The organism is Paenibacillus sanfengchensis (assembly GCF_036864765.1).
GTDB lineage: Bacteria > Bacillota > Bacilli > Paenibacillales > Paenibacillaceae > Fontibacillus > Fontibacillus sanfengchensis.
Genome location: NZ_JBAGJC010000008.1, coordinates 1 through 22895, shown reverse-complemented (window position 1 = coordinate 22895; position 22895 = coordinate 1). Strand labels below are relative to the sequence as shown.

Here is a 22895-nt window from a genome sequence, read left to right as displayed (position 1 = left end):
GACAGACAATCCTCGAATCGGAGCACGTTATATTCAATGTATAATATTTCCTCCATGGAGAATAGGAGACTATGGGATGGGGTATTCTAGGACTGCTTCTAAAGGGAACGCCAACTTATGAGGAAAAATTACTACCTGTTGATTGCCGCTGTATTTTTAGTAGTATGCGATTTTCTTTTATATTTGGTGCATTCCCATAATTATGAGGTCATTTTATTTAAAGGAACGGGGTATTTTATTCCGCTGCTATTAAATGTAGGCTTTTTAATGTATATTGCCCTTCGTTTCGGTAAGTGGTGGATGTATATTTTGCCTTCCATCCTTGCTTTTGTGCTGGGTATATATTTCGTTTGGATTTTCATCTTGAATTCTGTAGTGTCTTGGCAGCACGATTCTATTCGTTCCCCACTAGGCCGAGAAACGCTTACGATTGCTCACCGATCGGCTACTTTAGGGGAAACCACCTATTTTTATGAATTTTACAAAAGCTCTTTCATGGGGTTGATCGTCAAGAAACTGGATGGTATGGATTTTGAAATCATGATTCGGGATTCTCGGGAGAAGGGTGATCTTAAAGTGCTTAATGTTAAAAGTCCTACTTGGGTTAATGAAACTACGGTTATTTTCCACACCTTAAATGGTGACCGAACGGTTGTATTGGAATGATGCCTGAACTTTCATTGTATTCCTGCTTGTTCCCAACATGAGGCCCACTACTTCCTCCCCATCAGCAAAAAAAGCCCTTCCCACCGGTTACCCAACCGCGCGGAAAGGGCTCTCTTCATTCAATCGACCATCTTATCCAACAAAAGCACGGCATGGATATAGATCTTGATACCGTCCCAAATATCCTGCAACCGCAGGGCTTCATCCGGCTGATGGGGCCTCCCTCTTCCGGCGGGGAAGGGATTCCCGATATCGGAGCGGCTAGGGCCGAACGAGACGGCATGGGGGAGTTTGCGCGCGTGCGTGGCTCCTCCCATGACATAGGTCGGCAGGTCGGTCTTCAGCCGTTGATTGGCCAAATCGGCGAGGCTGCGGACGATCGGGTCCGTTTCGGGAATATAGAAAGGCGGGTTATCCTCGATATTCGCTAACGAAAATCCATACGCCGCCCCTTTCTCCCGCATACGATCGATCAACGTCTGAGCATTGGCCGACACCGGATACCGGAGGTTGACGTTGACGACCAGTTTGCCCGCCGTTAAGCGGACAAGGCCTGTCGTATGCGTCGTTTTCCCCGATACTTCGTCCTCGGCATCCACATGAAGTCCGTGGCCGTAATAGTCGGCAAAGGCGGAGGCGATAAAGGCGGCCGCCGTCCTGGCTTTTCCCGTCAACAATCCGCATTCCAGCAGCGCCCGCGCCAGCTTGGGAATCGGGTTGATCGTCCCTTCCGGAAAAGCCGCATGCCCTCCTATGCCCTCCGTCCGGACTAAAAGTCCGTCCGTGGATTCCGTGACCGCAAAGTCATCGCCGAGCGCGGCCTGCACCTCCAAAGCCGGGAAGCCCTGGATGACCGCCGAAGCCGAATGGGGAACGACATTCGATAATTCGCCGGCCGTGAACGACAGCAAATTGCTGCCGGATACATCCGCGACAAAGTCCGCGATCAATATGCCTTTTTCCCCGTTCCCCAGCGGGAAGAAACCATCGGACACCACCGAAAAGGAAGGCGTATCCGACCGCAAATAATGCTCGACATCGCGCATGCCGGACTCTTCGTTGCACCCCAAAAACGCGGTTATCGTATGGTTCAACCGGAGGTTATGGTCGCGCAGAAATTTCAAGACATAAAGCACGCCGATCACGGCTCCTTTATTGTCCGCAGCGCCTCGGCCGAACAGGTATCCATCCTTTACGAACGGATCATAGGGGTCAAAAGACCAGCCGCTGCCTTCCGGCACAACGTCGAGATGGGAGAAAAAACTGATCGTACGCTCGCTAACCCCCGGATAAACCGCGGAAATGCCGTAATAGTCATGCTCTTTGGCCTGAAGGCCGGCCAGCGTGATCAGTTCGCGCGTCAGATCCACCGCCTGCGCACAGCCTTCGCCGAACGGATGGGCTTGTTCGGGGAAGAAGCCTTCCCCCACACTACGGATGCGCACCAAACGTTTCATCGCTTCCAGCATCTCCGCCTGATGAGCAAGAATCCACTCGTCCACGAGGGCGTCGGTAACGACTTCATGAGGCCCGGTCATCTTGCGATCCCCTGTGCACGAGCGTAGAAGGCGTCGATGCGGCGGTCGATTTCCGTCACGAGTTCGCCGGACAGCTTGAGCTCGGCACCGCGAAGATTGTCTTGCAGATGACTTTCTTTGCGGGCTCCGAAAATGACGTTAATATGTTCCCCTTTGGCCAGCAAATAGGCGACCGCCAGGCTGGTACGGCTGCAATTCAGCCCCGTGACGATATCCTCCAAACCGTCCACAAATTCCAACACGGCGGGGTACAGTTCCGGTCCCCACAAGGGATCGCCTGCGCGGGAGCTGCCCTCCGGCGCCTTATAATTCCTGTCGTATTTCCCTGTAAGCAGCCCATTGGCCAGCGGGGAATAGGCGTGAAAGCCGATGCCGTTGGCTTGGCAAAGCGGCAGGATTTCCGCCTCCACTTCACGCGACAGCATGTGATAACGCCGCTGTACCATGGAGATTTCACCGAGCTCCAGATAGCTGTTGATATGATGCGGCTCGCAGTTGGAAGCCCCGATCGCCCGGATCTTGCCTTCCTTTTTCAAATCCGTCAAGACCCCAATCGTTTCTTCGATTGGCGTCAGGAACGGCTCGACCGCCGGATTATGCGTATAATAGATATCGATATAGTCGGTATTCAGCCGTCTTAAACTCTCTTCCACCTCCACGCGGATGGTGCGGGGACTGAGATTGCGTTTTACCCGGTGACCGTCCCAAGTAAAACGATAACTTCCTTCCTCATCGCCCCACCATAACCCGCATTTGGTCGAGAGGATGGTCCGGTCGCGTCTTCCCTGAATCGCTTTGCCTACAACTTCCTCGCTATGCCCGAAACCGTATACGGGCGCCGTATCGATAATATTGACTCCCGCGTCCAGCGCGGCGTGTATCGTGCGGATCGACTCGTTATCGTCGGTATCCGGAAACTGAAAACCTCCGCCTATCCCCCATGCTCCCAAAGTGACCGCGGAAGCCTTGATGCCGGAACGCCCAATCTCCCTATATTCCAATCGAAACGCCCCCTTCCTTAAGCCTGCTTGTCCAATCGGAGAACACCGCCCACGCCGACGTTTTCGTCAGCATGTTCTTTAACGATGACGATCGTCGTATAAGAACTCCCCGAAAAAAACGCGTCCGCCGCCGCCTGAATGTTTTGGACCAGCGCCCGCTTCGCTTCGACCGGTTTGGGAGCCGTATACACGAAGAAGGTGATTTCCTCGTAGGACCTTTTCGTAGCGTAGGCTTTGGGAAGCTGATGAAGCGACACGCTCTTCAAATGATCCGGGAGCCCCAGCGAAGTGGTTACCGCCTTGCCGATCACCTCGATAAATTGTTCCAGCTGCTCTCCCGCCAATTCCGTATTGGAAACGCCAATTACAGTTGCCATTTTATATTCCTCCTAAGTGTTATTGTTGGATGATGCTCGCACGTCTGTTAGTTCAGCGGTTTCTTCACCCCGTGATAGGTTTCCAGCAGCCAGTCGGCGTATTCTTGCGACGTCATGAGGGCAATCGTTTTGTCCAGCCACTCCGTATTCTCATATCCTTCTTTCACGACAAAAACAACGCCGCCGTAATTGCTGTAGACTTCCTTCGTTTCCTCGAACAACTTCACCACTTCCGGATCGTTCATTTGATAGACCGTAATCGAAGGCGCCGTCATCGCATCCAAGTCCGGGAAAATACCGACGCGGTTTCGAGGGTCCGTTTCCACAAAATTCAGCTTTTTCGGATTCTCCTCAATGTCCAGCAGGGTCGGCAGGTCGACGCCCTCTTTCAATTTGATGAGCCCATTGGCATCAAGCAATTGCAGTTCCCTTGCCCGGTTCACCGAGTCGTTGGCGATACCTACCTTGGCTCCCTCAGGAAGCTCATCGATGGATTTATATTTCTTCGAGACGAACAGGACAGGCGTAGTGAAGATTTCCGGGCCATACGCCGCCAGGTGCGTGTTTTTGCTCTCGTTGAAGCTTTTCAAGTAAGGCTTGTTCTGAAAAAAGTTGGCGTCCAGGCTGCCATCCTCGGTAGCCGTATTCAGGGCGATGTTGTCGTTGAATACCTTTGTTTCGATGTCATACCCCTCCGCCTTCAGCTTGTCGGCCACAAATTGAACATCCGGCTGCTCGCGCGCAAGGAGGCCAATGACGATTTTCTTGTGATCCGGCTTATTCGATTCCTGGCCGGAGGAAGCTTCACCGGGAGAAGACGCCGCCGCGTTCTTCGTGCTGCTGCTGGAGCAGCCGGCCAGAACAGCGCTCCATATCAAAGCTGTGACAAGCAGAATAATCGTTGTATGTTTTTTCATCGGGTCGATTCCTTTCCTTCGGGTTGTAGTGGGAGATCCATTCATTTGATTTTCTTATAGAGTACATTTCCTGAAATTTGCAAAATTTCGACGATCAGAATCAGAATCAACAAGGTGCTGTACATGATCTGATCGTTGAAGTTTTGGTAGCCGTAGGTTAACGCGACTGCCCCCAATCCGCCCGATCCGACCGTTCCGGCGATCGCCGTAAATCCCAGGATCGAAACGACGGCAAACGTCATTTGCGAGACGACAAGCGGAATGGACTCCTTCACGATCACATGGTACGTAATCTGCCAGTCCGAAGCCCCGAACGATTTCGCGGCCTCGACCAAACTTGGATTGATTTCCTTGAAGCAGTTTTCAAGCAATCTGGCGATCAAGGGCGACCCCGCTACGGCAATGGAAAAAATAGCGGGCCCGATCCCGATCGACGTACCGCAGATCAGACGCGTCAGAGGGATGATGGCGATGATAAGAATGACGAACGGAATGGAGCGCAGGACGTTGATCACGACGCTGATCGTCTCATAAATGACCCGGTTCGGGCGAAGTCCTTTCGGATCGGTCGTGATCAAGACCAGCGACAGAAGAAATCCGAAAATGACGCTGGCGGCGAACGAACCCACCAGCATGAAGATCGTTTCGCGCAGGCCCGGCAATATGATTTTCATCAGCATGGTCTGCCAGTCATACTCATACATCCTATATCTTCCTCCATTCCACGCCGCGATTGTGCAGGTGCCGCTCGACGACAGGGAAGTCTTCATCGCTGACCCGGATCGTAAATGATCCGGCTACCGTATCGCGGTACTTGTTGAGGCCTCCCCAAACCACCTCAAATTTCACTCCCGACTGAATCGCAAGATCCGAGAGGATATCCTCGTTTTCGCCAACCCGCTGAATGATTTCCAGATGGGTTTGCCGCTCCGGGCGGCTGCCGTTGCTCTCTTCGCCCATAAAATCATCCAGCATGTCCCGTTTGTTCAGGAATATATCCTGCACGTCGCCAGCCACCTTCAGCTTTCCTTCACTCAGTACCCCCATTCGGTTACAGATCTGCTTCACAACGGACATCTGGTGCGTAACGACGACGATCGTAATGCCGAGCTCCTGATTGATTTTTCGCAATAAGGCCAAAATCGACTGCGTGATGTTCGGATCCAGCGCGGAGGTAGCCTCGTCGCATAGCAGAATTTTCGGATTCGTGATCAAAGCGCGCGCAATCGCTACCCTTTGCTTCTGCCCTCCGCTCAAACTTCGCGGAAGCGCGTGGATCTTATCCGAAAGCTCCACCAATTCCAGGACCTCGCGAATTTTTTGGTCCAAGTCTTTGACTTTATAGTGCAGGCATTTGACCGGAAACCGTATATTTTCATACACGGTCTTTCGCTCCAGCAAGCTGAATTGTTGAAAGACCATGCCGATCTGGCTTCGAAGCAGCCGTAGTTGCTTCTTGTTCAACGCTTGAATATCGGTGCCGTCGACCGTCACCGAGCCGGAGTCAAACCCCTCAAGGCCGTTGATACACCGCAGCAGAGTGGACTTACCGGCCCCGCTGATGCCGACCAGGCCGTAAATATCTCCGGTTTCAATCCGGAGTTGGATGCCTTGAAGCACCGGCGGCTTTCCGTCATACGTTTTGGATAGATTTTTAATTTCAATCATGGACATTCCCCTTGCCTTCGAGTACCCGAACGGCGAGTTGTCTTAGAACCGCGTCCTCCATCGGCGGATTATGAAGCCCGAACCGGACGTCGCGGTACATCCGTTGCAGCGGATGCGATAACGACAAGCCGTGGATGCCGACGATCCGCATCGCTTTGTCAACGACCGACAGCGTGTTCTGGACCACCAATATTTTGGCGGCGCCAAAATCACCGTCCCACCCCTGTACGGAATCAAACTCCTGATTCTCGTATTGCCTGGCGACCGAATATAAAAAGTGTCTGGCCGACAAAATCTCCAGCTCGATCTGCCCCAACGTTTGCTGAATATTCGGAAGACTGGCGATCGGATGCTTCAAGCTGTTCGGCTGATAGCTTCGGGCAAACCGCACGGCTTCATCTCGTGCCGCTTCGGCAATCCCCAGGTAAACCGCCGGAATAAACAAAATGTACGGATTAGGCTGGAACACCCTGGAATGGTTCCTTTCAATGACCTTCGCGGCAAACGGCACGTTCACATCCCGCAGCACCAAATCGTGACTGCCCGTCCCCCTCATGCCGACCGTATTCCAGGTTCGGTCAATGGACAATCCCTGCGTCCCTTTCGGGATCAGAAAATCGGATACTCCTCCCGTTTCCGGCTCGAAGGCCGAGACGATGAAATAATCCAGAACGGGCGAAAGCGAAGTAAACCGCTTCGTCCCGGTAATGGTATATCCGTCCGGCGTGCGCTCTGCCGTAGTTTGCGGAACTCCGCCGCGCGAAGGGCTTCCGGTTGCCCCTTCCGAGTCGGCCCGGTTGATCAAAGCGCCGCTGGCAAGGATTTCCCCGCACAGCGCTTCAAAATCCGCTGCCCTCCAGGGGCGAACGGCTCCCAACTGCAGCACGGTGCTCATATGCCAACCGATCGCCAGTGCTGTAGCGCCATCCGCTTGCGCGATGCGCTCCTGGAACGCGAGGAAATCGGTCAAAGAAATGCCCCCGCCCCCAAAATCGGACGGCACCGCCAAGGCCGGGTAACCGATTCTCTTCAAATCGGAGATCAGCCCGTAATTCAAGTCGTTTTCGGCATCCGCCTTTTCGGTCCCCGCCGCGTGCTGTTCCAATATGGCATCCAATCGGGCAAGCCATTCCTGCTGTTTGTCTGTGATTCCCAGTTGCTGCCGTTCTAACGGCATTGGCTGCACCCCCTTATATGCGTTGGTTGAACTTTTTTTAAAACTATAACAGCCGGGATTCCGAAATTGAATGTCCAAAAGCGATTCACGCATTGTCCAAATGTGACTTATTTATATTATTCTTATAAATTTACTTGGTTTTAAGCGAAAGTTCATCTTATAATAAGGCAAAAGTCATACTTGAATCTCACTCGGGAGGTGTATTTCATATGTCGAGAAAAGCTGATGAACCTATCCTCAATGTACCAAATAAGTATTTCTTTACTCCGACATCCTTCGAAAAATCGAGCGGCGCCTGGCCGATCAGGATCGGGATCAGCGAAGCCAAGGTCCGTCGTCCCGCATTCAAGAGTCCTCGCATCGAGCCGCATTACAACCTGATTTTCATCCTGGACGGGAAAGGGATATTTATCCAAAAGGGTAAAAAATACCAGCTAAAAGGGAACGATTTATTCGGCGTGTTCCCCCAAGTCCCCCATGAATATTTCAGTTTCGAGTGCGATCCCATGCACTATATACGTCTGACCTTCGAGGGATCGCAGTCGGTTCAATTGCTGGAAAGAATCGGGATCAAGCGCTGCACGCCTTTCAAGGTCAACGGATACACCTCGTCAGCGCTATCGCATCTTCGCGAACTCATCGTACAAGCGGAAAACACGGGAGATCGCGACCGGGATCTGATGCGCTTAAGCATCTTCCTTCAGCTGTTCCGCTCGCTGTCCCGGCATGTTCCGGACGAAATCCGCAATATCGACTGCTCGGACGAATGGCTGGAGCGGGGGCGGGAACACATGGAACTGCATTATTCGGAGGATATAAGCATCGAAACCATCGCGAGGTATGTGGGGATCGAGCGTTCTTATTTTTCAAGAAAATTCAAAACAGCCTATGGAGTCACGCCGTTAAAATATTTGCAGAACATCCGGATCAATGCCGCAAAAAAACTGCTCGAAACTACGGATTTAAGCCTTGCCGCCATCGCTCCGTCCGTCGGGTATGTCGATATTTTCTCATTTTCAAAAGCTTTTAAGAAAAATACCGGCATTTCCCCCGCCGAATATCGCGCCGCCGCGAACTGGCATGTATTGCGAAATGACAAAATGAACCTGCGCTAGAATTAATGTAGGTCCGCCCCCTGCGGATGGACCTGGCATACCCCAGGCCGAAGACTGCCCGGTCCTCGGTCTTTTTCTTTATGTCCGTCATTCGATCCGCACAAATAAACACCGACCACCTATGTAGGCGACTCGTGGTAGGCCAACTCCACAATTCGCCGTCGCGCATTCACGCTGTGCTACTTTTGGATCCCCATGTTAACCCAAGAAAGCAATAGAACGCTTTACTTTTTTGGCGAAATCAAGCGGTTTATCGATCGACTCCCAGTGGACATACATGAGCCGCGGTTTCTCGAACAGCCAGTGATTGTGCACCGCCGTGACTTTAATTCCGTTATTGCGGAGGTTCGTCAGCAATCGGTTGACCTGATCCTGGAAGAGGGCCGTTTCCCCTAAACAAAGTGCGCGCCCTGAACTGTCCAGCGATTCGAACGAGAACAGCTGATAACGGATCAATGGGGACGTGGTTTTTCTCCCCAGAATGGTCGCATTTATTTTTCTGTTTCGGCTTACAAAACAAACCGGGCCTTTGGTGATTTCATGTTCCGTTCCGCCTAAAATCGTGGAGAATTGGTTACATAGTCTTCTGAAACGAGGGCTTGCTTTCACTTGTTCCATCAGTCGGGTTCATCCTTTCAATTCATAGTATTAAAATGCAACTGCACTACCGGTCCGCATCAGCCCAGAAATGAGATCGATTCCTTGGTTTTTCTGGCAAACACGACGGGATTCTCAATGGCTTCCCAGTGCATATACATTAAGCGCGGATTTTCGTTCAGCCAGTGATTATGAAGGGCGGTTACCTTGATCCCCCGTTTGCGGAGATTTGAAATCAGGCGATTTACCTGATTCTGATGCACGGCCGTCTCGCCCAAACAAAGCGCGCGGCCCGACTTATCCAGCGACTCGAACGAAAACATTTGCATTTGAACCAAAGGGGAACGCGTTCTTCTACCCAGAATCGTCTCGCTCAGATTCGTCATCCGTGTGACAAAACAAACCGGGCCTTCTTCAATTTCGGACTCGCCTCCCAGGATCTTACCGAATTGGGCGCACAGCCGCTTAAATTGCGGGCTTACCTTTGCCATGTAAATCCTCCTTTAATCGATTTCACAACATCCTATGACTAAAGCGGAAAAGCGAACAAGGCAGATACCCAGTGAATCGCAATAAAATCGGGCGGACCCAAAAAAGACCACACCCTCATGAGGATGTGGTCTTCTAGGCTGAGGCAAAACCCCTCAATCCTTATACGGATCAAACTCATCGGCTCCGGCCATGCAAACGCCAATCGGTTTCAGCACGTGCAGGAGCTCGATGGTTTCCGCGTGCGCGTCCAGCACTTCCTGGAGCTTGCGGTACACAAAAGGACTCTCGTCCGTGCCCGCGCCGCGCAGCTCCACGCCGAAATCCCGGACGGCCGCCAGCATCCGCTCGGTGGTGATTTGGCCGCCGCTGCGGGTGCGCGTTTTCCAGTTCATTTTGCCGGCGGCTTGGGTCCGGCTCATGATTCTTCCCGCTCCGTGAACGGTGCTGTAATAGGCGTCCCGGTTCTCCAGGCTGTCCTTCCCCTTCACGATCACCGAGATATCCCCCATGCTGCCGCCGATGAAGCCCATTTGGCCGGGCGCGGACGGGGTCGCTCCTTTACGGACGACGACGACTTCTTTTCCGTGATGCGTCTCTTTCCAGGCATAGTTATGGTGGTTATGCACTTCCAGGTCCGCTTCCGCTCCCAAAATGGCCAACACTTGCCCGATCACATAGTCCCTTCCCGCGTAAGCATACCGTCCGGCCAGCTTCATCGCCCGATAATACATTTCGCCAACTTCACTGCTCAAATCCAGCAGCACCGGCGGCTGATCCATCTTCTCGCCCGGCGCGCTTGCAAGGAACTCTCTCCCGGCGGCCAGGTTGATAAAACCGCTTGCCGTTTTATGTCCGAACCCCCGGCTCCCGAAATGATTCGCGATCCACAAGCGTCCGGTTCCCTTTTCCTCCAGCAAGTCTACGAAATGGTTGCCGCTGCCGACCGTGCCGAGCTGGCTTTGCGCCAACCCCTTCAGCTTGTCGTGCTCCTGCCTGCCAATCGCCTTATACACCGCCCAATCCGGATCCTCAAAAAGCGGATGGTCCACCCATTCCTGATTCACACGACCGATCCCGAAGGAAATTTTGCGGGCGATCTCATCCATGACTTTCGACAACGTCGGCTGGATGTCTTTGGCGAACAAATTCGTCCGCACCGCCTTATTTCCGCACGCAATATCATAGCCAACGCCGGAAGGGGAAATTTGCCCGTCATAGACCACCACCCCGCCGATCGGCTGGCTGTACCCTTTATGATGATCCGCCATCAGCAGCGTTTGCACCACGCGGCCGGTTTCCGCGCACGTTTTCGCTTGAGCCAGCGCCCCGGGGTCCGGATTTCCCCAGACTCGCACGCCGTCGATCTCTAAATAAGCCATTCGCTTTTTCAACTCCTACAATAATGTAAAAAATAATATGAGTGCATTCCCCGACTTTAGATCCCTTTAGCCTCACGTAACTGATGCAGACTTTCCTTGACCGAGTCGTCAGGTTCCGTCTGTGACAAGTGAATCACGGCCTCAACCAGCCGCTCTCCCCAGGAGGCCACGCTCCAACCCTCCAGCGCCCGAAGCGCCATGTTCCGGTTTCGGACCACAGGGCTGTTCAGCCCGGTAAGAATCAGTTCCCCACCGATTCCCTCATACTGGTCCAAACGCTGTAAAATGTGATCCAGACAGCTATGGGCCGCATATTTTTCGCCAAGCCCTATCTCATCTGCCGGCCCCGTGGCGATTTGCTCGAGGGGGAGATGTTGGACCGCGAACTCGACCAGCTTCCGAATCCGCTCCGGATTATCCGATTTCATCAGTTGATAGAAATGATAGTCCTGCAGGGGATTTGCGGCAAGCTGCTCATAAAAAATATCCCAAACCTCGATACCGAGCTTCTCCGCGCAAGAGGCCCCATAATAACGTTCCGACGTGCCGCCAGAACGGACGGCTTCGATCACAAGGCTCGCCCACTTGCTGTCGGCCGCAATGGATTGAGCCGCCTCCCTAAGATCCGCCCGCAGCCCCTCGGTCCATCCCGCCGACATCCGCGCCGCCCACTTGTCCTCCTCATCCGCCAACGCCAAAAAGTCGCAAATCCCGAGCATAACGGACAAATGCCGCACGGTAGTACTCATTTCCCAGGCCAGTCTTTACATAGTCGGGCAGCACTTGCGGCGCATGCTCATAATCATCGATATCCTCCGCCGGCCCGCCGCTTAACAACGCTTCGATGATATCGGTTGCCCCGTCAAACAAGGCGTCATCGACCCGATCGGCCGCGAGCGCCTCGCGCAATCCGCCGTTCCGGGCGCAGATGCAGGCCAAATATTCGTTCATGACGCTGTTTTGGCAGCCTTGGCGCAACAGCCAGTCCCGGATCTCCTCACTTGCCGGCTCCAGCCGCTCCACGAGGTGGATTTTTCCCCAGCCATGAACCTGTTTGGCCAATTCGAATAGAACCTCATTGCTGTCTTCCATGCCATTTTGGATCGCCACCGCGGCATATAGCGTAAATTCATCATGTCTCCCCAACGTCAGGAGCAGATCCTTCACATCTTCGTTCTGAAAAAGACCCAGCAAAGCGATGCCGAATTTAACGGCATTCCGATGCGCCCCATGCTCCGCCAGCCAGACCGCCTCATCAAACACGGCACCCGGCTGGATCCCGGGCATCTTCCGCACTTCCGCCAAAATATCGTCGATCATGCTGCCGATATCCGTCTCCACAAGCTCTGCATACAGCAGTTTTCGGGTCGAGTTTTTTGGCTTTCGGGAATGCTTCGCCAGCTGTCGGGCCAGTTCCTGCGCCTTCTCCTTCTTCTCGCTGGGCATAGCATGATGCCCCAAAGCTCCATCCAGGCCACCCGCGACCCATCTGAATTTACTGCCTGCCCAGAACTCCTCATCATCCGGCAGGGAACCGTCCACGGCTTCCCCCTGCTCCTGAATATACGAATAAATGGAAGTCTTGCCCTCCCACAGAGGACGAACCGCTTTATCCAAGAAAATAACCATGTTTGCATCACCTTTTTTTCATATACTACTTTCAACACGGACCGAAACGTCTCACAGGACCTATCATCGCTCATTCCGGCTTGCAGGAACATGGTGAAAGTATTACGACCGGGTATCCCCATTAGGCAGATAATGGAATCGCAAAATGGTATACTGGAAATAAACTAATCTACCTACAAGTTCAAGGAGGGATCACTATGATCTATTGGTTGTTTCCGGGACTAAATCCCCTTTTACCGTCACTACTATTCTGTCCTATTCTGGCTATCTTGATAGGAGCATGTTCTGCGCGCTTCCATGGAAAAGTCTATTGGGGATTAGTTATCGCTTTGTTGTTACCGCTTATTTTCATTGCTGCTGACTTAAAAACCCTTAAAGTGAATATAGATGCTTGGATGATCTATGGTATTGTCTACGCCATGATTACATTTGGAGTTTACAGATTGACACTTACCAAAAACTAGAGAAATCAAGCTCTATAAGTTGAATTATTGATGTACATGTAAGGCCGCTGTATGAAATGTTCTTACGACCCCGGTTGTTGAGGTATTCTTCAACCTTCAAGCCAAAGAATTCTTCTCCCCATGGTATTCCATTTACTTTGCCGTCTCCGTACCGGATTTCAATATAGGCGACCCTCAAATTCCATTTAATTCTTCCGATATTTATATAAGCAATAGGATTATCCCCATTCCATGAGAAATGAGGGACATGCTTGCATGAATTAATGGCATGGGGGAAGGTACTCTGTACTTAAAGAAATGATTACATCAAGAGAGTAGCGTCGCTTGCCTCGTTAGGCCATCACGGACGCTGCAGAAGGAGGCAAAGATATGGTATTCGGCAAGATCAGGAAGGATTTAAGGGTCAAATTGTACTTAATAATGGTGATTCCCCTGCTGGTCATGGGCGCCCTGATTCTTTGGACGACCCAAACATCCAGCGAGAACGCATCCCTGCTCACGATCCAGCATAACAATCAGCGGCTGACCGAAAACACGGCCAAACTGCTGGGGCAAGATGCCGACGGCATCAAGAGGTTAAACAGCCTGGCGGCGGAGGATAACGATCAATATAAAAGTCTTAGAGACGAACTTGTGAAAACAAGTCTTCAATCCGGCGCACTCTATATATATATGTATAATCATAACTCGGACGGCTGGTTTTACACGGTCGACGGAGCCCCGTGGGATGACGAGGATTACAACCATTATGGAGATGAAATGAAGTTCGATCCAGAGATTGAGCGGCAGCTCCTGAACGGCAAGACGGTCACCACCGGTATCGTCCATGACCCGACCTGGGGGCCCATGCTGTCTTCCTTCACTCCGATTAAAGACGCTGGCGGCGAAGTGATCGGCTACCTGGGCATCGATATTTCGGCCAAGGCCGTACACGAGATCACCGCGGGAACGCTGGCCGGCTCCTATCGAAAGGTCCTGCCTATTTTTGCGGCCGTCCTGATCTTGTCGCTGATCATGATCGTCCTCTTGATGAGAGGTATTTTGAAACAAGTCGGCGATATCAAATCATGTCTTGAGCAAATGACGGGCGGTAATCTGAAGGTTGTATCCAGACGGATAACCAAAGATCAGTTGGGCGATATCAGCGAGTTTATCAATCATTTGGTATCCCAATGGACAAAGATGCTTCAGGCCATTCAACAGGGATCGCAATCCTTGCAGCAATCCTCTACATATCTTGCCCGGACGACAGACGCGAACCATCGCCAGATCGGCGAACTCTCCCGGGCGATCGAGGAAATAGCGACAGGTTCCATGAAGCAGGCCGAGGAGACGGACTATTCGGTCAGGGATTCCGAGCAGCTCGGCGGCATCATGGATGAGGTAGGATCGTATGTCAATCAGTTCTCCGATACTTCCGAGCGGTTGTCCGGCGTTCAGACTCAAGTAACCCGCGAGCATGAGCTGCTGCTGGTGAAGGGCCGCGAGAACGCGGAGAAGGTAGCCGCGCTTCAGGCCATTTCTCAAGCGTTAACCGAGAAGTCCCGGCTCGCTTCATCCATCAGCGACCAAATACATAACATCCTCAAGCAGACGCAAATCCTCTCGCTCAACGCTTCGATCGAGGCGGCCCGAGCCGGAGAGGCGGGCAAAGGGTTCGCGGTCGTTGCCGGCGAGATGGGCCTGCTCGCCCGTCAATCGGAACAGTCCATTCAAGAGATCGACACGATTCTCGAATCTTTTGTGCGGGAGACCTACGAGATGGCCAGCCATTTCAACGACAACCTTGCGGCGGTTCAAGAGCAAGAGGAGCAGATTGTGGACTGCCTGCGAACCTTCGGGCAGGTCAGCGAAATATCGGCGGAGATCCAGCAGCTGGCGCGCCGGCTGGAGAGCCGTACGACGGACATGCATGCCCTCCGGCAAAATGTGGAGCACCGCTTGAGCAGTATTGCCGCGGCGAGCGAGGAAACTTCGGCGATGACGGAAGAAGTATCGGCAAGCGCAGTGGATCAGAGCCAAGCGGCGGAGGAACTGTCCAAGGTTTCCGTGCAGCTTCAAGAGCTCGCTGGAGAGCTGAAGGCCTATGCCGACCGATTCCAAATCCAAAACGCTTAAACCAAGCGGAAGTGGCGAATAAAATCAGGTGAGCCCACCTGACAAGGAATAAGGCTGTATCCCGGGATTTTATCGGACCTGGGGTACAGTCTTAAATGATTTGTAGCGGTGCCATACCCAATATCATGCTATAACGAAAAATCAGTAACCCCCTTTTTATACGCATATTTCAGAGTATAATCTTCTTCTTTTCCATAGGGCATGGTAGCAATTTTTATACGGGTATAATCAAGCCGGCTCTCTCTTAAGACTCGTTTTATCAAGGCGATACTCCGTTCTTCTTCCGCAACGACGCAAAATATATTAAGAGCATATTGTTTCGGGTCGGCAATGCATTTCCCCATATCAAAGCCATCGACATAACCTAAGTCAGCGTTCGCCAGAGAGATCTCCAGGTATTCCATTACTTTATCTCTTAACCAGTAGTCGCGTTGGCTGCCTTTTGCGCTTTTTAGGGGGTACTGTACCACTAGCCAGAATTGTTCGCTCATTCAGGTCACCTGCCAATTTTCGGTTAATATATCACATATAAAGGTATACCAGCTAGCCCCCCACGTTTCTTAAGCTGTTGTTGGTCTATACCTCCAATTGGGTAACACAACCCTTTTTATAGGTGCGAACCGCCACTAGCGTCGATGACCTGACCCGTAATCCAACCGCCCTCTGAAGATGCGAGAAATGCCGCGATATCCGCAATATCCTTAGGTTCTCCCCACCTTCCGAAAATCGAGAAGCTGGCGCCGAACTGACGGCTTTCGGGATCCCGCAGCATCGCCGCGTTCATATCTGTCGCCACGAATCCCGGGGCAATGGAATTAATTGTAATTCCACGCGGGCCGAGTTGATTGGCCAGTGAAAGAGTCAGTCCATTGATGGCTGCTTTCGACATGCTGTACGCCGGTATGGCCGGCAGGGAAATGCGTGTAACGGCCGATGAAATCTGAATGATGCGTCCATCATTACGGAGATGGGGCAGCGCCTGCTGGATCATGAAAAATGGCGCCTTTACATTCAGCGACATCAGCGAATCAAAGTCCTCCTCTTTCGTATCCTCAATGTCAGCAATGAGACCCGTCCCCGCATTGTTGACAAGAATATCGATTCCTTTCGTGCCGAATCGTGTAATGAGCTCTTGTTCTACAGCACCAAAAAGCGTCTGAATTCCCTCCAGTGTACCGAGGTCAGCACCGACGGCAAAGGCGGCCCCCCCGCTGTGATGAATCTCTTCTACTACTTCCTCTGCAGCGCCTTGACTGGTTGAATAATGCACAGCGACCGTAGCTCCTTCGCGTCCAAACCGCTGTGCGATGGCCCGGCCGATGCCACGACTGCCGCCTGTGACGATCGCTACTTTTTTGAACAGCGTACCCATGTTTCCCAACTCCTTACGGTAGTTTTTATGCACTTTTGTTGTACCATACCTGGGCTTTCGCGATGTTGCGCTTTCATTCCCGGATTCCTTAGGCGACCTCATCCCCGACTTCGGCCCAGTTGTAAAACGGTCCCAGGCCTGTTTTTTCCGCCTGTGGAATCGCCTACAATCAAGAGAACCAGTTTGGAAGCGGCGCATCAAAACCTAGGCAACCAGAGGAAACGGACATGGCGTGAAACCGAATTCATCAAAACCCACAATAGGAGGAGATGTAAGAAGTGAAGCTCATCGAATTCAAGAACGTAACGAGAGAACACAAAATAGGGATACGGCTAGCGCGGGTCAGGTGTTGGTAGGCGGTCAAAAAATCACAAAATTCAACGAAAAAAAATTAACAGAATATCGCGCGGAAAAGGTCGGCTTACAGGATCGTATCAAAAACTTCCCTTCTCAGATCTCTGGAGGAGAACAACAAAGAGTTGCCATCCACAGCGCTCCCACTTCACATCAAAAAGGGTTTCATCTTGTGGAATCGCACTTATACAATCCTGTAACTTGAGTGTTCTCTAGTACGTTTTTAAGTGCGGATTGCATATAGAAGTGCGAATCTTCGTAATTTCTCATTTCTGACGCCTCCGTGATACAGAGAATAGTCCCGGGGAATTAACATAACAACAAAAACCGTGAATTGAATGGTTCATTCACCACAACATCGGTTCACACATTATAAATGGCAGTTTGGACACTCGGCAGGAAGCCGAAAACCTTCACTCGTGTAATATTCAGGATTTGTCTCATCAAACACAAAGGGGTCGCCACATGACTGGCACGCCAAAATAATCGGGTACCGCGAGCGAATGATTAGGGATTGACCTCGCTCCGTCAATAATTGTTTCCATTCCGTGTCATCCATATCATCGCTCTGTTTCAATGCTAGGATCACATTGCGTATTTCAGCCTGTACTTTTTTATATTCGATATGTTCCCACAAAGTCAAAAACGGAATATACTTTCTATTCCTGGAGCATAAAATTTTATACAAAAATAAAAATATCATGCCTCGATTCCGATCTTTCAAATATTCCATATTGAGCGGAGCTACATTATTCTCCAGCCAACGATCCCATTCTTCTAAAAACTCTTGAGCCCGTCTTTCCTTTTCGATCGCCCATCCATATGGGGTAAATACAACGGTAGGGTACTTACCATTGGTCTCCGTTTTCAGAAAACCCGTCCGAATCATGTGATCCACTTTATCCATAATCTGTTGTAATGTTAAATCTTTATAATAACCAAACGAAGGGTTTCGGTCTAACCCCAGTTCCAGCAACTTTCGTTCTTTAGAGCCCTTCAAAATCTTCGAGAGAAGTGTCCTTCCGCCTTCGGCGATAATGTCGTCGGCAGCTCGCAGAATAATCCGCAGTTCAGGATCCGGCAATGGCAGTATGCGTGGTTTCATTGACATTCGGATTCCCCCGTTTCTTTTCTCTAGCTTGGTTAAAACTTCGTTACTGATAGGTCTGCCTTGGCGTAACACCGTAGAAATTGTTCCAGGTCAAAAGGCACCCCCTCGCGTTCCGGCCTTTCGTTAATCAACCAGTTCTCATCCAGAGGAGAGTGCGATGGCTTCCAACTGTTGGTCCTTGCTCCAAAACTTATTTCAATCCACGCACCCGTATAGGGTGCGACCCAGTAAAATCCGGCTGCTGATCACGGCGACGCTATTTCAATCCACGCACCCGCATAGGGTGCGACGGAAGCGACGCCAGCAACTCGGTCGGCTGCTACATTTCAATCCACGCACCCGCATAGGGTGCGACTCAGACGTAAACAAGACCGGAAATTACGTGGCGATTTCAATCCACGCACCCGCATAGGGTGCGACGAAGAGGCCGGCGGCTGGATTCGGTGGCTTGAGATTTCAATCCACGCACCCGCATAGGGTGCGACACATCGCTGATTCGACTTGGTTCATCATTCCGGAGATTTCAATCCACGCACCCGCATAGGGTGCGACACGACAAGGACGGAAACCCTGTAAAGTACGTCGAATTTCAATCCACGCACCCGCATAGGGTGCGACGCTATCAAGATTGTAATTCGCGGCCATAGCAAGGATTTCAATCCACGCACCCGCATAGGGTGCGACAACAGCATCAGGAGAAGGCTAGACAAGAACTTCTATTTCAATCCACGCACCCGCATAGGGTGCGACCGATCCGCTGAGCGGGATGACGGACAAGGAAAGGATTTCAATCCACGCACCCGCATAGGGTGCGACTCCGATTTTCAATATAGAATAAGTAATAAAATGAAAATATTACTAAAATTGTCTCTCTAATCAGCGATTCCTCATCTTATCGTCATATAATCATCTAACTTTTATGTAAAATAAAGTAATTTTCTCGGTGCGAATCCCCCATAAAAATTATGTTCGCTTCATATTCGCACCAACTAATGCATGCCCCTTTACGACCAACACGGTGTTAAAAAGATATTGATTTCTTATCCTATTACCAAAATAATATAAATCTCCTTTTTTAGAAAGCCTTAACGCTTATATCATCACTTGAGGTCTGATCGGGTTCGCTCGTTGGTTATTTCCTTACACCACTCTTTGGCTTCTCCCTTAAACTCAACGTCCTCAACCCCATTTTTCAACAAATCCATACACTTACTTCGAAATATCCAAAAACCCTTCTCCAAACACATCCCGCACATCGTGGATGGTGAGAAACGCGGCTTTGTCGATGGATCTGACAATCTTTTTAAGCGTGGACACTTCTTGCTTGTTGATGACGATGTATAGGACTTCCTTCGGATTTTTCGTATAGTATCCATGGCCCGACAGAACTGTAACTCCACGGTCCATTTGGGTGATGACCATCTCGGCGATGTCGTTCTGTTTCTCCGAAATGATAGTAACGGCCTTTCTGGGATTCAGCCCCTCAATAATGAAATCCATCACCTTCGTACCCACATATAAGATTACGATCGTCAGCATCAGCTTCTCCGCACCAATAATGAAATAGGAGGAAAAAGCCACGATCAGATCGAAAAACAACAGCGCATAACTGATATTCCAGTCGAGATATTTATTGGCGATCCGGGCCAGAATAACGGTTCCCGCCGTCGTTCCCCCGACCCGCACAATCAGACCGATTCCGATCCCCACCAGCAAGCCGGCGAAGATGGCATTAATGGTCGGCTCATGCGAATCAATCCTCCAGTTTTCCGTTAAATGCAGAAACAGCGAGTTAAAGGCAACCGCAATCACCGTATACAGCGTCGTTTGCCGATCCAGAAATTTGTAGCCGACAATCAGCAGCAAGCCATTGATCACTATATTAACTACCGAGGGCGACCACTGAAACAAGTAGTACAGAATAATCGTGACCCCTGTAACGCCCCCTTCGCCAAACTCATTCGGGATAACAAACAAATTGACGGCCAGCGCAAATAAAAAGGCACCCACAATGATAAATGCGATATCCGCAATTTTCTTTTTCATAACTTTCTAATCCTCTCTCCTCCAATGAATCGCCGGGCGGATTTGCCGACTCTGGGGTTGCAGCACACTTAACAACCAGATCATCGTATCCACTTACTTCTATAAAGTCAATATAACTTTGACACTTTAATTCGCTATCCAATTCACACAGAAAAGGACTATACCGACATTCCGATCTAAACTGACACGTTCCTCCGCGTTCGCACGTATGCTATGATTTTTAGATCGAACCTTGAGTTACATAACATGAATTTCGGGAGGAATTTTGCATGTTGAGAAGCAGAATCTTAATCGGTTTAGTCTCTTCGGCCTTACTCTCTCTGCAAATGGTTGATGTCTCCTACATACGTTCCAACGGACATGCCCCTGTATACCCGGTTGTTATCGCCGCCATACGGGTAATTCGTCTGGTCGCCCGCCGAGTCTCATGGTTACGAAACTTTATATATTATGTACTTGTTGCGTTGAAAAAAAATAAACCATGCTTTTCTGCTACCTCTAGGAAGTTCTCAGGAATTGCAAATTTCAAAGGATTCTCCAAGTCGGCAAATATGGATACTTAGATGGTAAAGCAGGTCGGCAATCATCAATTAAACGATAAAAAAAGACCCTCTTCCCTAAGGGCTAGAAGATCTTGCTTCACTAAGTATGTAGTGTCGCCTCTTTCGTTATATCAATATCTCAAATAATTCATGCACGTGATCAAAATATGCGTCATTCCAAAAATAGCGCACGGAACGAGGAGGACATAGTTTTTCATCCAAAGTCCGACAAAAAAGAAATACAAAGGCGGCATGGATGCAATTCCTAGGATGAGTAACCAAGGAGCAACCACCCCATTATAATAAAAAATCCAAGAAATATAATAGGCTGCCAAAAACAGCATGGCCAGTCCAATATAAAGGTTGCTGTTGCGTCCTTCGACTTTGCCTATCAGAACAACCATTAGAATCACCGTTATTACTCCAAACAATCCCTCTATAATATTCAGTATATTATAGGCAGAACTGTTTTTCGTAAGCACATTATTTGCTGGAGGCACAAGCTTCCAAATTATATTAGGAAGTAGCTGTAATGCGTATAACAAAAGACCTATCAGTGAAAATTGAAATCCATAATTTTTCATAATATCCCTCTAAATTCTTTAAATATAATAACATAATCTACTGACTGCCGAATCGACAACGCAATGGTTGTTTTAGCCTAAATTCCAATCCCCTAGTTGCCAAAAAGCTAGATAGCATCGCGCTTAATAGTTTTATGCAAGGGGGCGCTGGTCTGGCACATCCATCATAGTAATAGGTGTTCGTTTTTGAGTCTTTTAAATGGAGGCGAACCACGGCTGTGAATACCACAAATCGCCACAGAGTGTTGATGAGGTACGGTACACTAAGTAGTGGGTTAAAAAAAGAGAGCTTCTAAAGCTCTCTATGCGCCGGCTGCATCATCCCTTGAGGGGACAGATCCTCTGTGTACTCAAAGTATGGCGACTGCACGGGCTCATGCATTTGAGCTTCCATGGGCACAGACGGCCGTTGGTAAGGCTCATCCACATACATGATTCTGCGCTGAATTTGCATGAGCCCATTCACGACGCGCAGCGCGACCCAGAAAAGTACAAGGCCAACGCCAACGTACAGGAGGTATTGCTGATTATAAGTCCAATCTATATGAAAATAACTAAACAGGCTATTCTCTAAAATATCAAGCTGCATTTCATTCATCAAAATGATATGCACGACTGGAAGAGCAATAAATCCTAATCCTAGTGAAATCACCGTTACCATAATAACAAAGAATACCATACCTGTTACGAATCTTAGTAATACGAGCAACAGATTTCGAATGAATAGCCCACCCTCAAAACCCCTCACCATCCGCATCAACCAGTTCTTCCCAGATTCAGACTGTGGATTGTGGGTATACGAAACGGAAGGAGTAGGTAAACCTAAAATTTGTCTAATCATGCTTTGTTCAAAAAGCACAATCCCATTCAACAGCTTGGCTACCCCAAAAAACAGCGGTATTCCGATAAATATGGGAGTTAAAGCGATGGATAGTGTAAGTCCTGTTATCGCTACTGTAAAATAAATAATCCCTAACGGGAGAGCTAGCAATAAATAGAGAATCGTCGCATAGGTTTTTGGATTAAAAAGCACCCAATTCACCTTGCCTGCCCGCGCCATGTCGGTCGCTTCTGTTGCCTTCATTGTTCAAACACTCCTTTTAGCCTCATATATCACGCTCAGAAATATAAGTTCATTATATCCGCCTTATTTGCGTGACATAACCGTCTTAGGGGGTGTCTGAACCTAGACTTTAGACTAGGATACGGAGGGATAACCGCCTATGAAGCCAGTTTCATTTCCAAAAACCTTGATGACATATAGAATTCCTGCATATCTGCATGTTTTTTTCTTGTTCGGAACAAAAAAATGAAAATTCCTGCGATTCCTCTAAGGCCCCCTAATTAAACTGGAGTCTCCCTACCCAATAATTTAAACTTAGAATAAAGGGAGATGATCGGTATGGGAAAAAGGTTGAACGAAGAAAAACGTTTAAAAGTTGTGAAAGAAGCGATGGCAGGTGTTAAGGTGGGGGTATTGGCTCGAATGTACGACGTCCACCCTGAGACTGTCCGTTGTTGGATTAGAGATCATCGGGACTCTATTTCGCCTGAAGAAATTCCTGCGGCAGACGAACATGTTCAAGAGTTGCAACGCCTGCAGGAGGTAGAGCAACGCTATCAAAAGGCCGTTAAGGTCCTTGGTGAAAAAGAACTCGAAATCGAAATTTTGCGAGAGTTGCTAAAAAAGCAAAACCCCGCTTATCTGAAAAATTTGAAATAGCCGACCCATTCATTAAGCGGGGGGA

The 22895-nt window shown here is 50.0% G+C and carries 23 protein-coding genes, 1 pseudogene and 1 CRISPR repeat array; of the genes and pseudogenes, 6 read left to right on the top strand and 18 right to left on the bottom strand.

What is annotated here, in order from left to right:
- The first annotated feature begins 117 nt into the window (after positions 1-117).
- Positions 118-666 carry a hypothetical protein gene (locus tag V4U84_RS17525; RefSeq protein WP_334074115.1) on the top strand — a complete coding sequence of 183 codons (549 nt, stop codon included), beginning with the start codon at positions 118-120 and terminating at the stop codon, positions 664-666.
- 119 nt (positions 667-785) lie between these two features.
- Here V4U84_RS17525 and V4U84_RS17520 read toward each other — a convergent pair whose 3' ends face one another.
- Genes V4U84_RS17520 through V4U84_RS17490 form a run of 7 tightly spaced genes read right to left on the bottom strand, consistent with a single transcriptional unit; the run spans position 786 to position 7344 of the window.
- The gene (locus tag V4U84_RS17520) at positions 786-2204 is read right to left on the bottom strand and encodes a Sapep family Mn(2+)-dependent dipeptidase (protein ID WP_334074114.1); all 1419 of its coding nucleotides are present in this window, start codon (positions 2202-2204) and stop codon (positions 786-788) included.
- Complete coding sequence (locus tag V4U84_RS17515) at positions 2201-3205, bottom strand: aldo/keto reductase (protein ID WP_334074113.1); 1005 nt, start codon at positions 3203-3205, stop codon at positions 2201-2203. The genes V4U84_RS17520 and V4U84_RS17515 overlap by 4 nt, the downstream gene beginning before the upstream one ends.
- 17 nt (positions 3206-3222) lie before the next feature.
- The gene (locus V4U84_RS17510; RefSeq protein ID WP_213507219.1) at positions 3223-3582 is read right to left on the bottom strand and encodes a tautomerase family protein; all 360 of its coding nucleotides are present in this window, start codon (positions 3580-3582) and stop codon (positions 3223-3225) included.
- A 47-nt stretch (positions 3583-3629) separates the two neighbouring features.
- Positions 3630-4499: a MetQ/NlpA family ABC transporter substrate-binding protein gene (locus V4U84_RS17505; protein ID WP_334077617.1), complete on the bottom strand. Its 870-nt coding sequence runs from the start codon at positions 4497-4499 to the stop codon at positions 3630-3632.
- Positions 4500-4540: 41 nt separating this feature from the next.
- Positions 4541-5203, bottom strand: a complete 663-nt coding sequence (locus tag V4U84_RS17500) for a methionine ABC transporter permease (protein ID WP_334077616.1) — start codon at positions 5201-5203, stop codon at positions 4541-4543.
- A gap of 1 nt (position 5204) precedes the next feature.
- Positions 5205-6167: a methionine ABC transporter ATP-binding protein gene (locus tag V4U84_RS17495; protein WP_334077615.1), complete on the bottom strand. Its 963-nt coding sequence runs from the start codon at positions 6165-6167 to the stop codon at positions 5205-5207.
- Positions 6160-7344, bottom strand: a complete 1185-nt coding sequence (locus V4U84_RS17490) for an acyl-CoA dehydrogenase family protein (protein ID WP_334077614.1) — start codon at positions 7342-7344, stop codon at positions 6160-6162. The genes V4U84_RS17495 and V4U84_RS17490 overlap by 8 nt, the downstream gene beginning before the upstream one ends.
- A gap of 209 nt (positions 7345-7553) precedes the next feature.
- On the opposite strand from V4U84_RS17490, the gene V4U84_RS17485 reads away from it, so the two are divergent.
- The gene (locus V4U84_RS17485; protein WP_334077613.1) at positions 7554-8459 is read left to right on the top strand and encodes an AraC family transcriptional regulator; all 906 of its coding nucleotides are present in this window, start codon (positions 7554-7556) and stop codon (positions 8457-8459) included.
- A gap of 198 nt (positions 8460-8657) precedes the next feature.
- On the opposite strand, the gene V4U84_RS17480 is transcribed toward V4U84_RS17485, so the two are convergent.
- The 5 genes from V4U84_RS17480 to V4U84_RS17460 form a co-directional block, all read right to left on the bottom strand.
- Positions 8658-9077, bottom strand: coding sequence for a DUF1259 domain-containing protein (locus V4U84_RS17480; RefSeq protein WP_148454851.1), 420 nt, complete (start codon positions 9075-9077; stop codon positions 8658-8660).
- Between the two features lie 59 nt (positions 9078-9136).
- On the bottom strand, positions 9137-9547 hold the full coding sequence (locus V4U84_RS17475; RefSeq protein ID WP_148454849.1) for a DUF1259 domain-containing protein: 411 nt from the start codon (positions 9545-9547) through the stop codon (positions 9137-9139).
- Between the two features lie 153 nt (positions 9548-9700).
- A complete protein-coding gene (locus V4U84_RS17470; RefSeq protein WP_334077612.1) occupies positions 9701-10927 on the bottom strand; it encodes an RtcB family protein in 1227 nt (408 codons plus the stop codon).
- A gap of 56 nt (positions 10928-10983) precedes the next feature.
- Positions 10984-11676 carry a hypothetical protein gene (locus tag V4U84_RS17465; protein ID WP_334077611.1) on the bottom strand — a complete coding sequence of 231 codons (693 nt, stop codon included), beginning with the start codon at positions 11674-11676 and terminating at the stop codon, positions 10984-10986.
- Entirely contained in the window at positions 11609-12556 is a 948-nt protein-coding gene (locus V4U84_RS17460; RefSeq protein ID WP_334077610.1) for a hypothetical protein, read from the bottom strand. The genes V4U84_RS17465 and V4U84_RS17460 overlap by 68 nt, the downstream gene beginning before the upstream one ends.
- A 197-nt stretch (positions 12557-12753) precedes the next feature.
- On the opposite strand from V4U84_RS17460, the gene V4U84_RS17455 reads away from it, so the two are divergent.
- Both V4U84_RS17455 and V4U84_RS17450 read left to right on the top strand, forming a co-directional pair.
- Positions 12754-13020, top strand: a complete 267-nt coding sequence (locus V4U84_RS17455; protein ID WP_334077609.1) for a hypothetical protein — start codon at positions 12754-12756, stop codon at positions 13018-13020.
- Positions 13021-13389: 369 nt separating this feature from the next.
- Positions 13390-15138 carry a methyl-accepting chemotaxis protein gene (locus V4U84_RS17450; protein WP_334077608.1) on the top strand — a complete coding sequence of 583 codons (1749 nt, stop codon included), beginning with the start codon at positions 13390-13392 and terminating at the stop codon, positions 15136-15138.
- A gap of 128 nt (positions 15139-15266) precedes the next feature.
- Here the strand turns inward: V4U84_RS17450 and V4U84_RS17445 are convergent, their stop codons facing one another.
- Both V4U84_RS17445 and V4U84_RS17440 read right to left on the bottom strand, forming a co-directional pair.
- Positions 15267-15629, bottom strand: a complete 363-nt coding sequence (locus V4U84_RS17445; protein WP_334074102.1) for a hypothetical protein — start codon at positions 15627-15629, stop codon at positions 15267-15269.
- Between the two features lie 116 nt (positions 15630-15745).
- Complete coding sequence (locus tag V4U84_RS17440) at positions 15746-16510, bottom strand: SDR family oxidoreductase (protein WP_334077607.1); 765 nt, start codon at positions 16508-16510, stop codon at positions 15746-15748.
- A gap of 325 nt (positions 16511-16835) precedes the next feature.
- Between V4U84_RS17440 and V4U84_RS17435 the strand changes: the two are divergent.
- A pseudogene (locus tag V4U84_RS17435) lies at positions 16836-17006 on the top strand (ABC transporter ATP-binding protein); the annotation flags it as partial.
- A 228-nt stretch (positions 17007-17234) separates the two neighbouring features.
- Here V4U84_RS17435 and V4U84_RS17430 read toward each other — a convergent pair.
- The 4 genes from V4U84_RS17430 to V4U84_RS17415 form a co-directional block, all read right to left on the bottom strand.
- On the bottom strand, positions 17235-17975 hold the full coding sequence (locus tag V4U84_RS17430; protein WP_334077606.1) for an RQC-minor-1 family DNA-binding protein: 741 nt from the start codon (positions 17973-17975) through the stop codon (positions 17235-17237).
- Between the two features lie 192 nt (positions 17976-18167).
- Positions 18168-18791: a CRISPR direct-repeat array (repeat unit 32 nt; unit sequence ATTTCAATCCACGCACCCGCATAGGGTGCGAC).
- 393 nt (positions 18792-19184) lie between these two features.
- On the bottom strand, positions 19185-20021 hold the full coding sequence (locus V4U84_RS17425) for a YitT family protein (protein WP_334077605.1): 837 nt from the start codon (positions 20019-20021) through the stop codon (positions 19185-19187).
- A 673-nt stretch (positions 20022-20694) separates the two neighbouring features.
- Positions 20695-21147 carry a hypothetical protein gene (locus V4U84_RS17420; protein ID WP_334074094.1) on the bottom strand — a complete coding sequence of 151 codons (453 nt, stop codon included), beginning with the start codon at positions 21145-21147 and terminating at the stop codon, positions 20695-20697.
- Positions 21148-21439: 292 nt separating this feature from the next.
- Positions 21440-22231, bottom strand: a complete 792-nt coding sequence (locus V4U84_RS17415; protein WP_334077604.1) for a sensor domain-containing protein — start codon at positions 22229-22231, stop codon at positions 21440-21442.
- A gap of 318 nt (positions 22232-22549) precedes the next feature.
- Between V4U84_RS17415 and V4U84_RS17410 the strand changes: the two genes are divergently transcribed.
- Positions 22550-22870 carry a helix-turn-helix domain-containing protein gene (locus V4U84_RS17410; protein ID WP_334077603.1) on the top strand — a complete coding sequence of 107 codons (321 nt, stop codon included), beginning with the start codon at positions 22550-22552 and terminating at the stop codon, positions 22868-22870.
- The last annotated feature ends 25 nt before the right edge of the window (positions 22871-22895 follow it).

Excerpts from the sequence above, each read along its gene's own strand:
- V4U84_RS17440 (WP_334077607.1), bottom strand. The coding sequence starts at position 16,510 with ATGGGTACGCTGTTCAAAAAAGTAGCGATCGTCACAGGCGGCAGTCGT.
- V4U84_RS17495 (WP_334077615.1), bottom strand. The coding sequence starts at position 6,167 with ATGATTGAAATTAAAAATCTATCCAAAACGTATGACGGAAAGCCGCCG.
- V4U84_RS17450 (WP_334077608.1), top strand. The coding sequence starts at position 13,390 with ATGGTATTCGGCAAGATCAGGAAGGATTTAAGGGTCAAATTGTACTTA.
- V4U84_RS17485 (WP_334077613.1), top strand. The coding sequence starts at position 7,554 with ATGTCGAGAAAAGCTGATGAACCTATCCTCAATGTACCAAATAAGTAT.
- V4U84_RS17480 (WP_148454851.1), bottom strand. The coding sequence starts at position 9,077 with ATGGAACAAGTGAAAGCAAGCCCTCGTTTCAGAAGACTATGTAACCAA.
- V4U84_RS17445 (WP_334074102.1), bottom strand. The coding sequence starts at position 15,629 with ATGAGCGAACAATTCTGGCTAGTGGTACAGTACCCCCTAAAAAGCGCA.
- V4U84_RS17420 (WP_334074094.1), bottom strand. The coding sequence starts at position 21,147 with ATGAAAAATTATGGATTTCAATTTTCACTGATAGGTCTTTTGTTATAC.
- V4U84_RS17510 (WP_213507219.1), bottom strand. The coding sequence starts at position 3,582 with ATGGCAACTGTAATTGGCGTTTCCAATACGGAATTGGCGGGAGAGCAG.
- V4U84_RS17490 (WP_334077614.1), bottom strand. The coding sequence starts at position 7,344 with ATGCCGTTAGAACGGCAGCAACTGGGAATCACAGACAAACAGCAGGAA.
- V4U84_RS17505 (WP_334077617.1), bottom strand. The coding sequence starts at position 4,499 with ATGAAAAAACATACAACGATTATTCTGCTTGTCACAGCTTTGATATGG.
- V4U84_RS17520 (WP_334074114.1), bottom strand. The coding sequence starts at position 2,204 with ATGACCGGGCCTCATGAAGTCGTTACCGACGCCCTCGTGGACGAGTGG.
- V4U84_RS17410 (WP_334077603.1), top strand. The coding sequence starts at position 22,550 with ATGGGAAAAAGGTTGAACGAAGAAAAACGTTTAAAAGTTGTGAAAGAA.
- V4U84_RS17475 (WP_148454849.1), bottom strand. The coding sequence starts at position 9,547 with ATGGCAAAGGTAAGCCCGCAATTTAAGCGGCTGTGCGCCCAATTCGGT.
- V4U84_RS17455 (WP_334077609.1), top strand. The coding sequence starts at position 12,754 with ATGATCTATTGGTTGTTTCCGGGACTAAATCCCCTTTTACCGTCACTA.
- V4U84_RS17430 (WP_334077606.1), bottom strand. The coding sequence starts at position 17,975 with ATGTCAATGAAACCACGCATACTGCCATTGCCGGATCCTGAACTGCGG.
- V4U84_RS17425 (WP_334077605.1), bottom strand. The coding sequence starts at position 20,021 with ATGAAAAAGAAAATTGCGGATATCGCATTTATCATTGTGGGTGCCTTT.
- V4U84_RS17500 (WP_334077616.1), bottom strand. The coding sequence starts at position 5,203 with ATGTATGAGTATGACTGGCAGACCATGCTGATGAAAATCATATTGCCG.
- V4U84_RS17460 (WP_334077610.1), bottom strand. The coding sequence starts at position 12,556 with ATGGTTATTTTCTTGGATAAAGCGGTTCGTCCTCTGTGGGAGGGCAAG.
- V4U84_RS17470 (WP_334077612.1), bottom strand. The coding sequence starts at position 10,927 with ATGGCTTATTTAGAGATCGACGGCGTGCGAGTCTGGGGAAATCCGGAC.
- V4U84_RS17525 (WP_334074115.1), top strand. The coding sequence starts at position 118 with ATGAGGAAAAATTACTACCTGTTGATTGCCGCTGTATTTTTAGTAGTA.
- V4U84_RS17465 (WP_334077611.1), bottom strand. The coding sequence starts at position 11,676 with ATGAGTACTACCGTGCGGCATTTGTCCGTTATGCTCGGGATTTGCGAC.
- V4U84_RS17415 (WP_334077604.1), bottom strand. The coding sequence starts at position 22,231 with ATGAAGGCAACAGAAGCGACCGACATGGCGCGGGCAGGCAAGGTGAAT.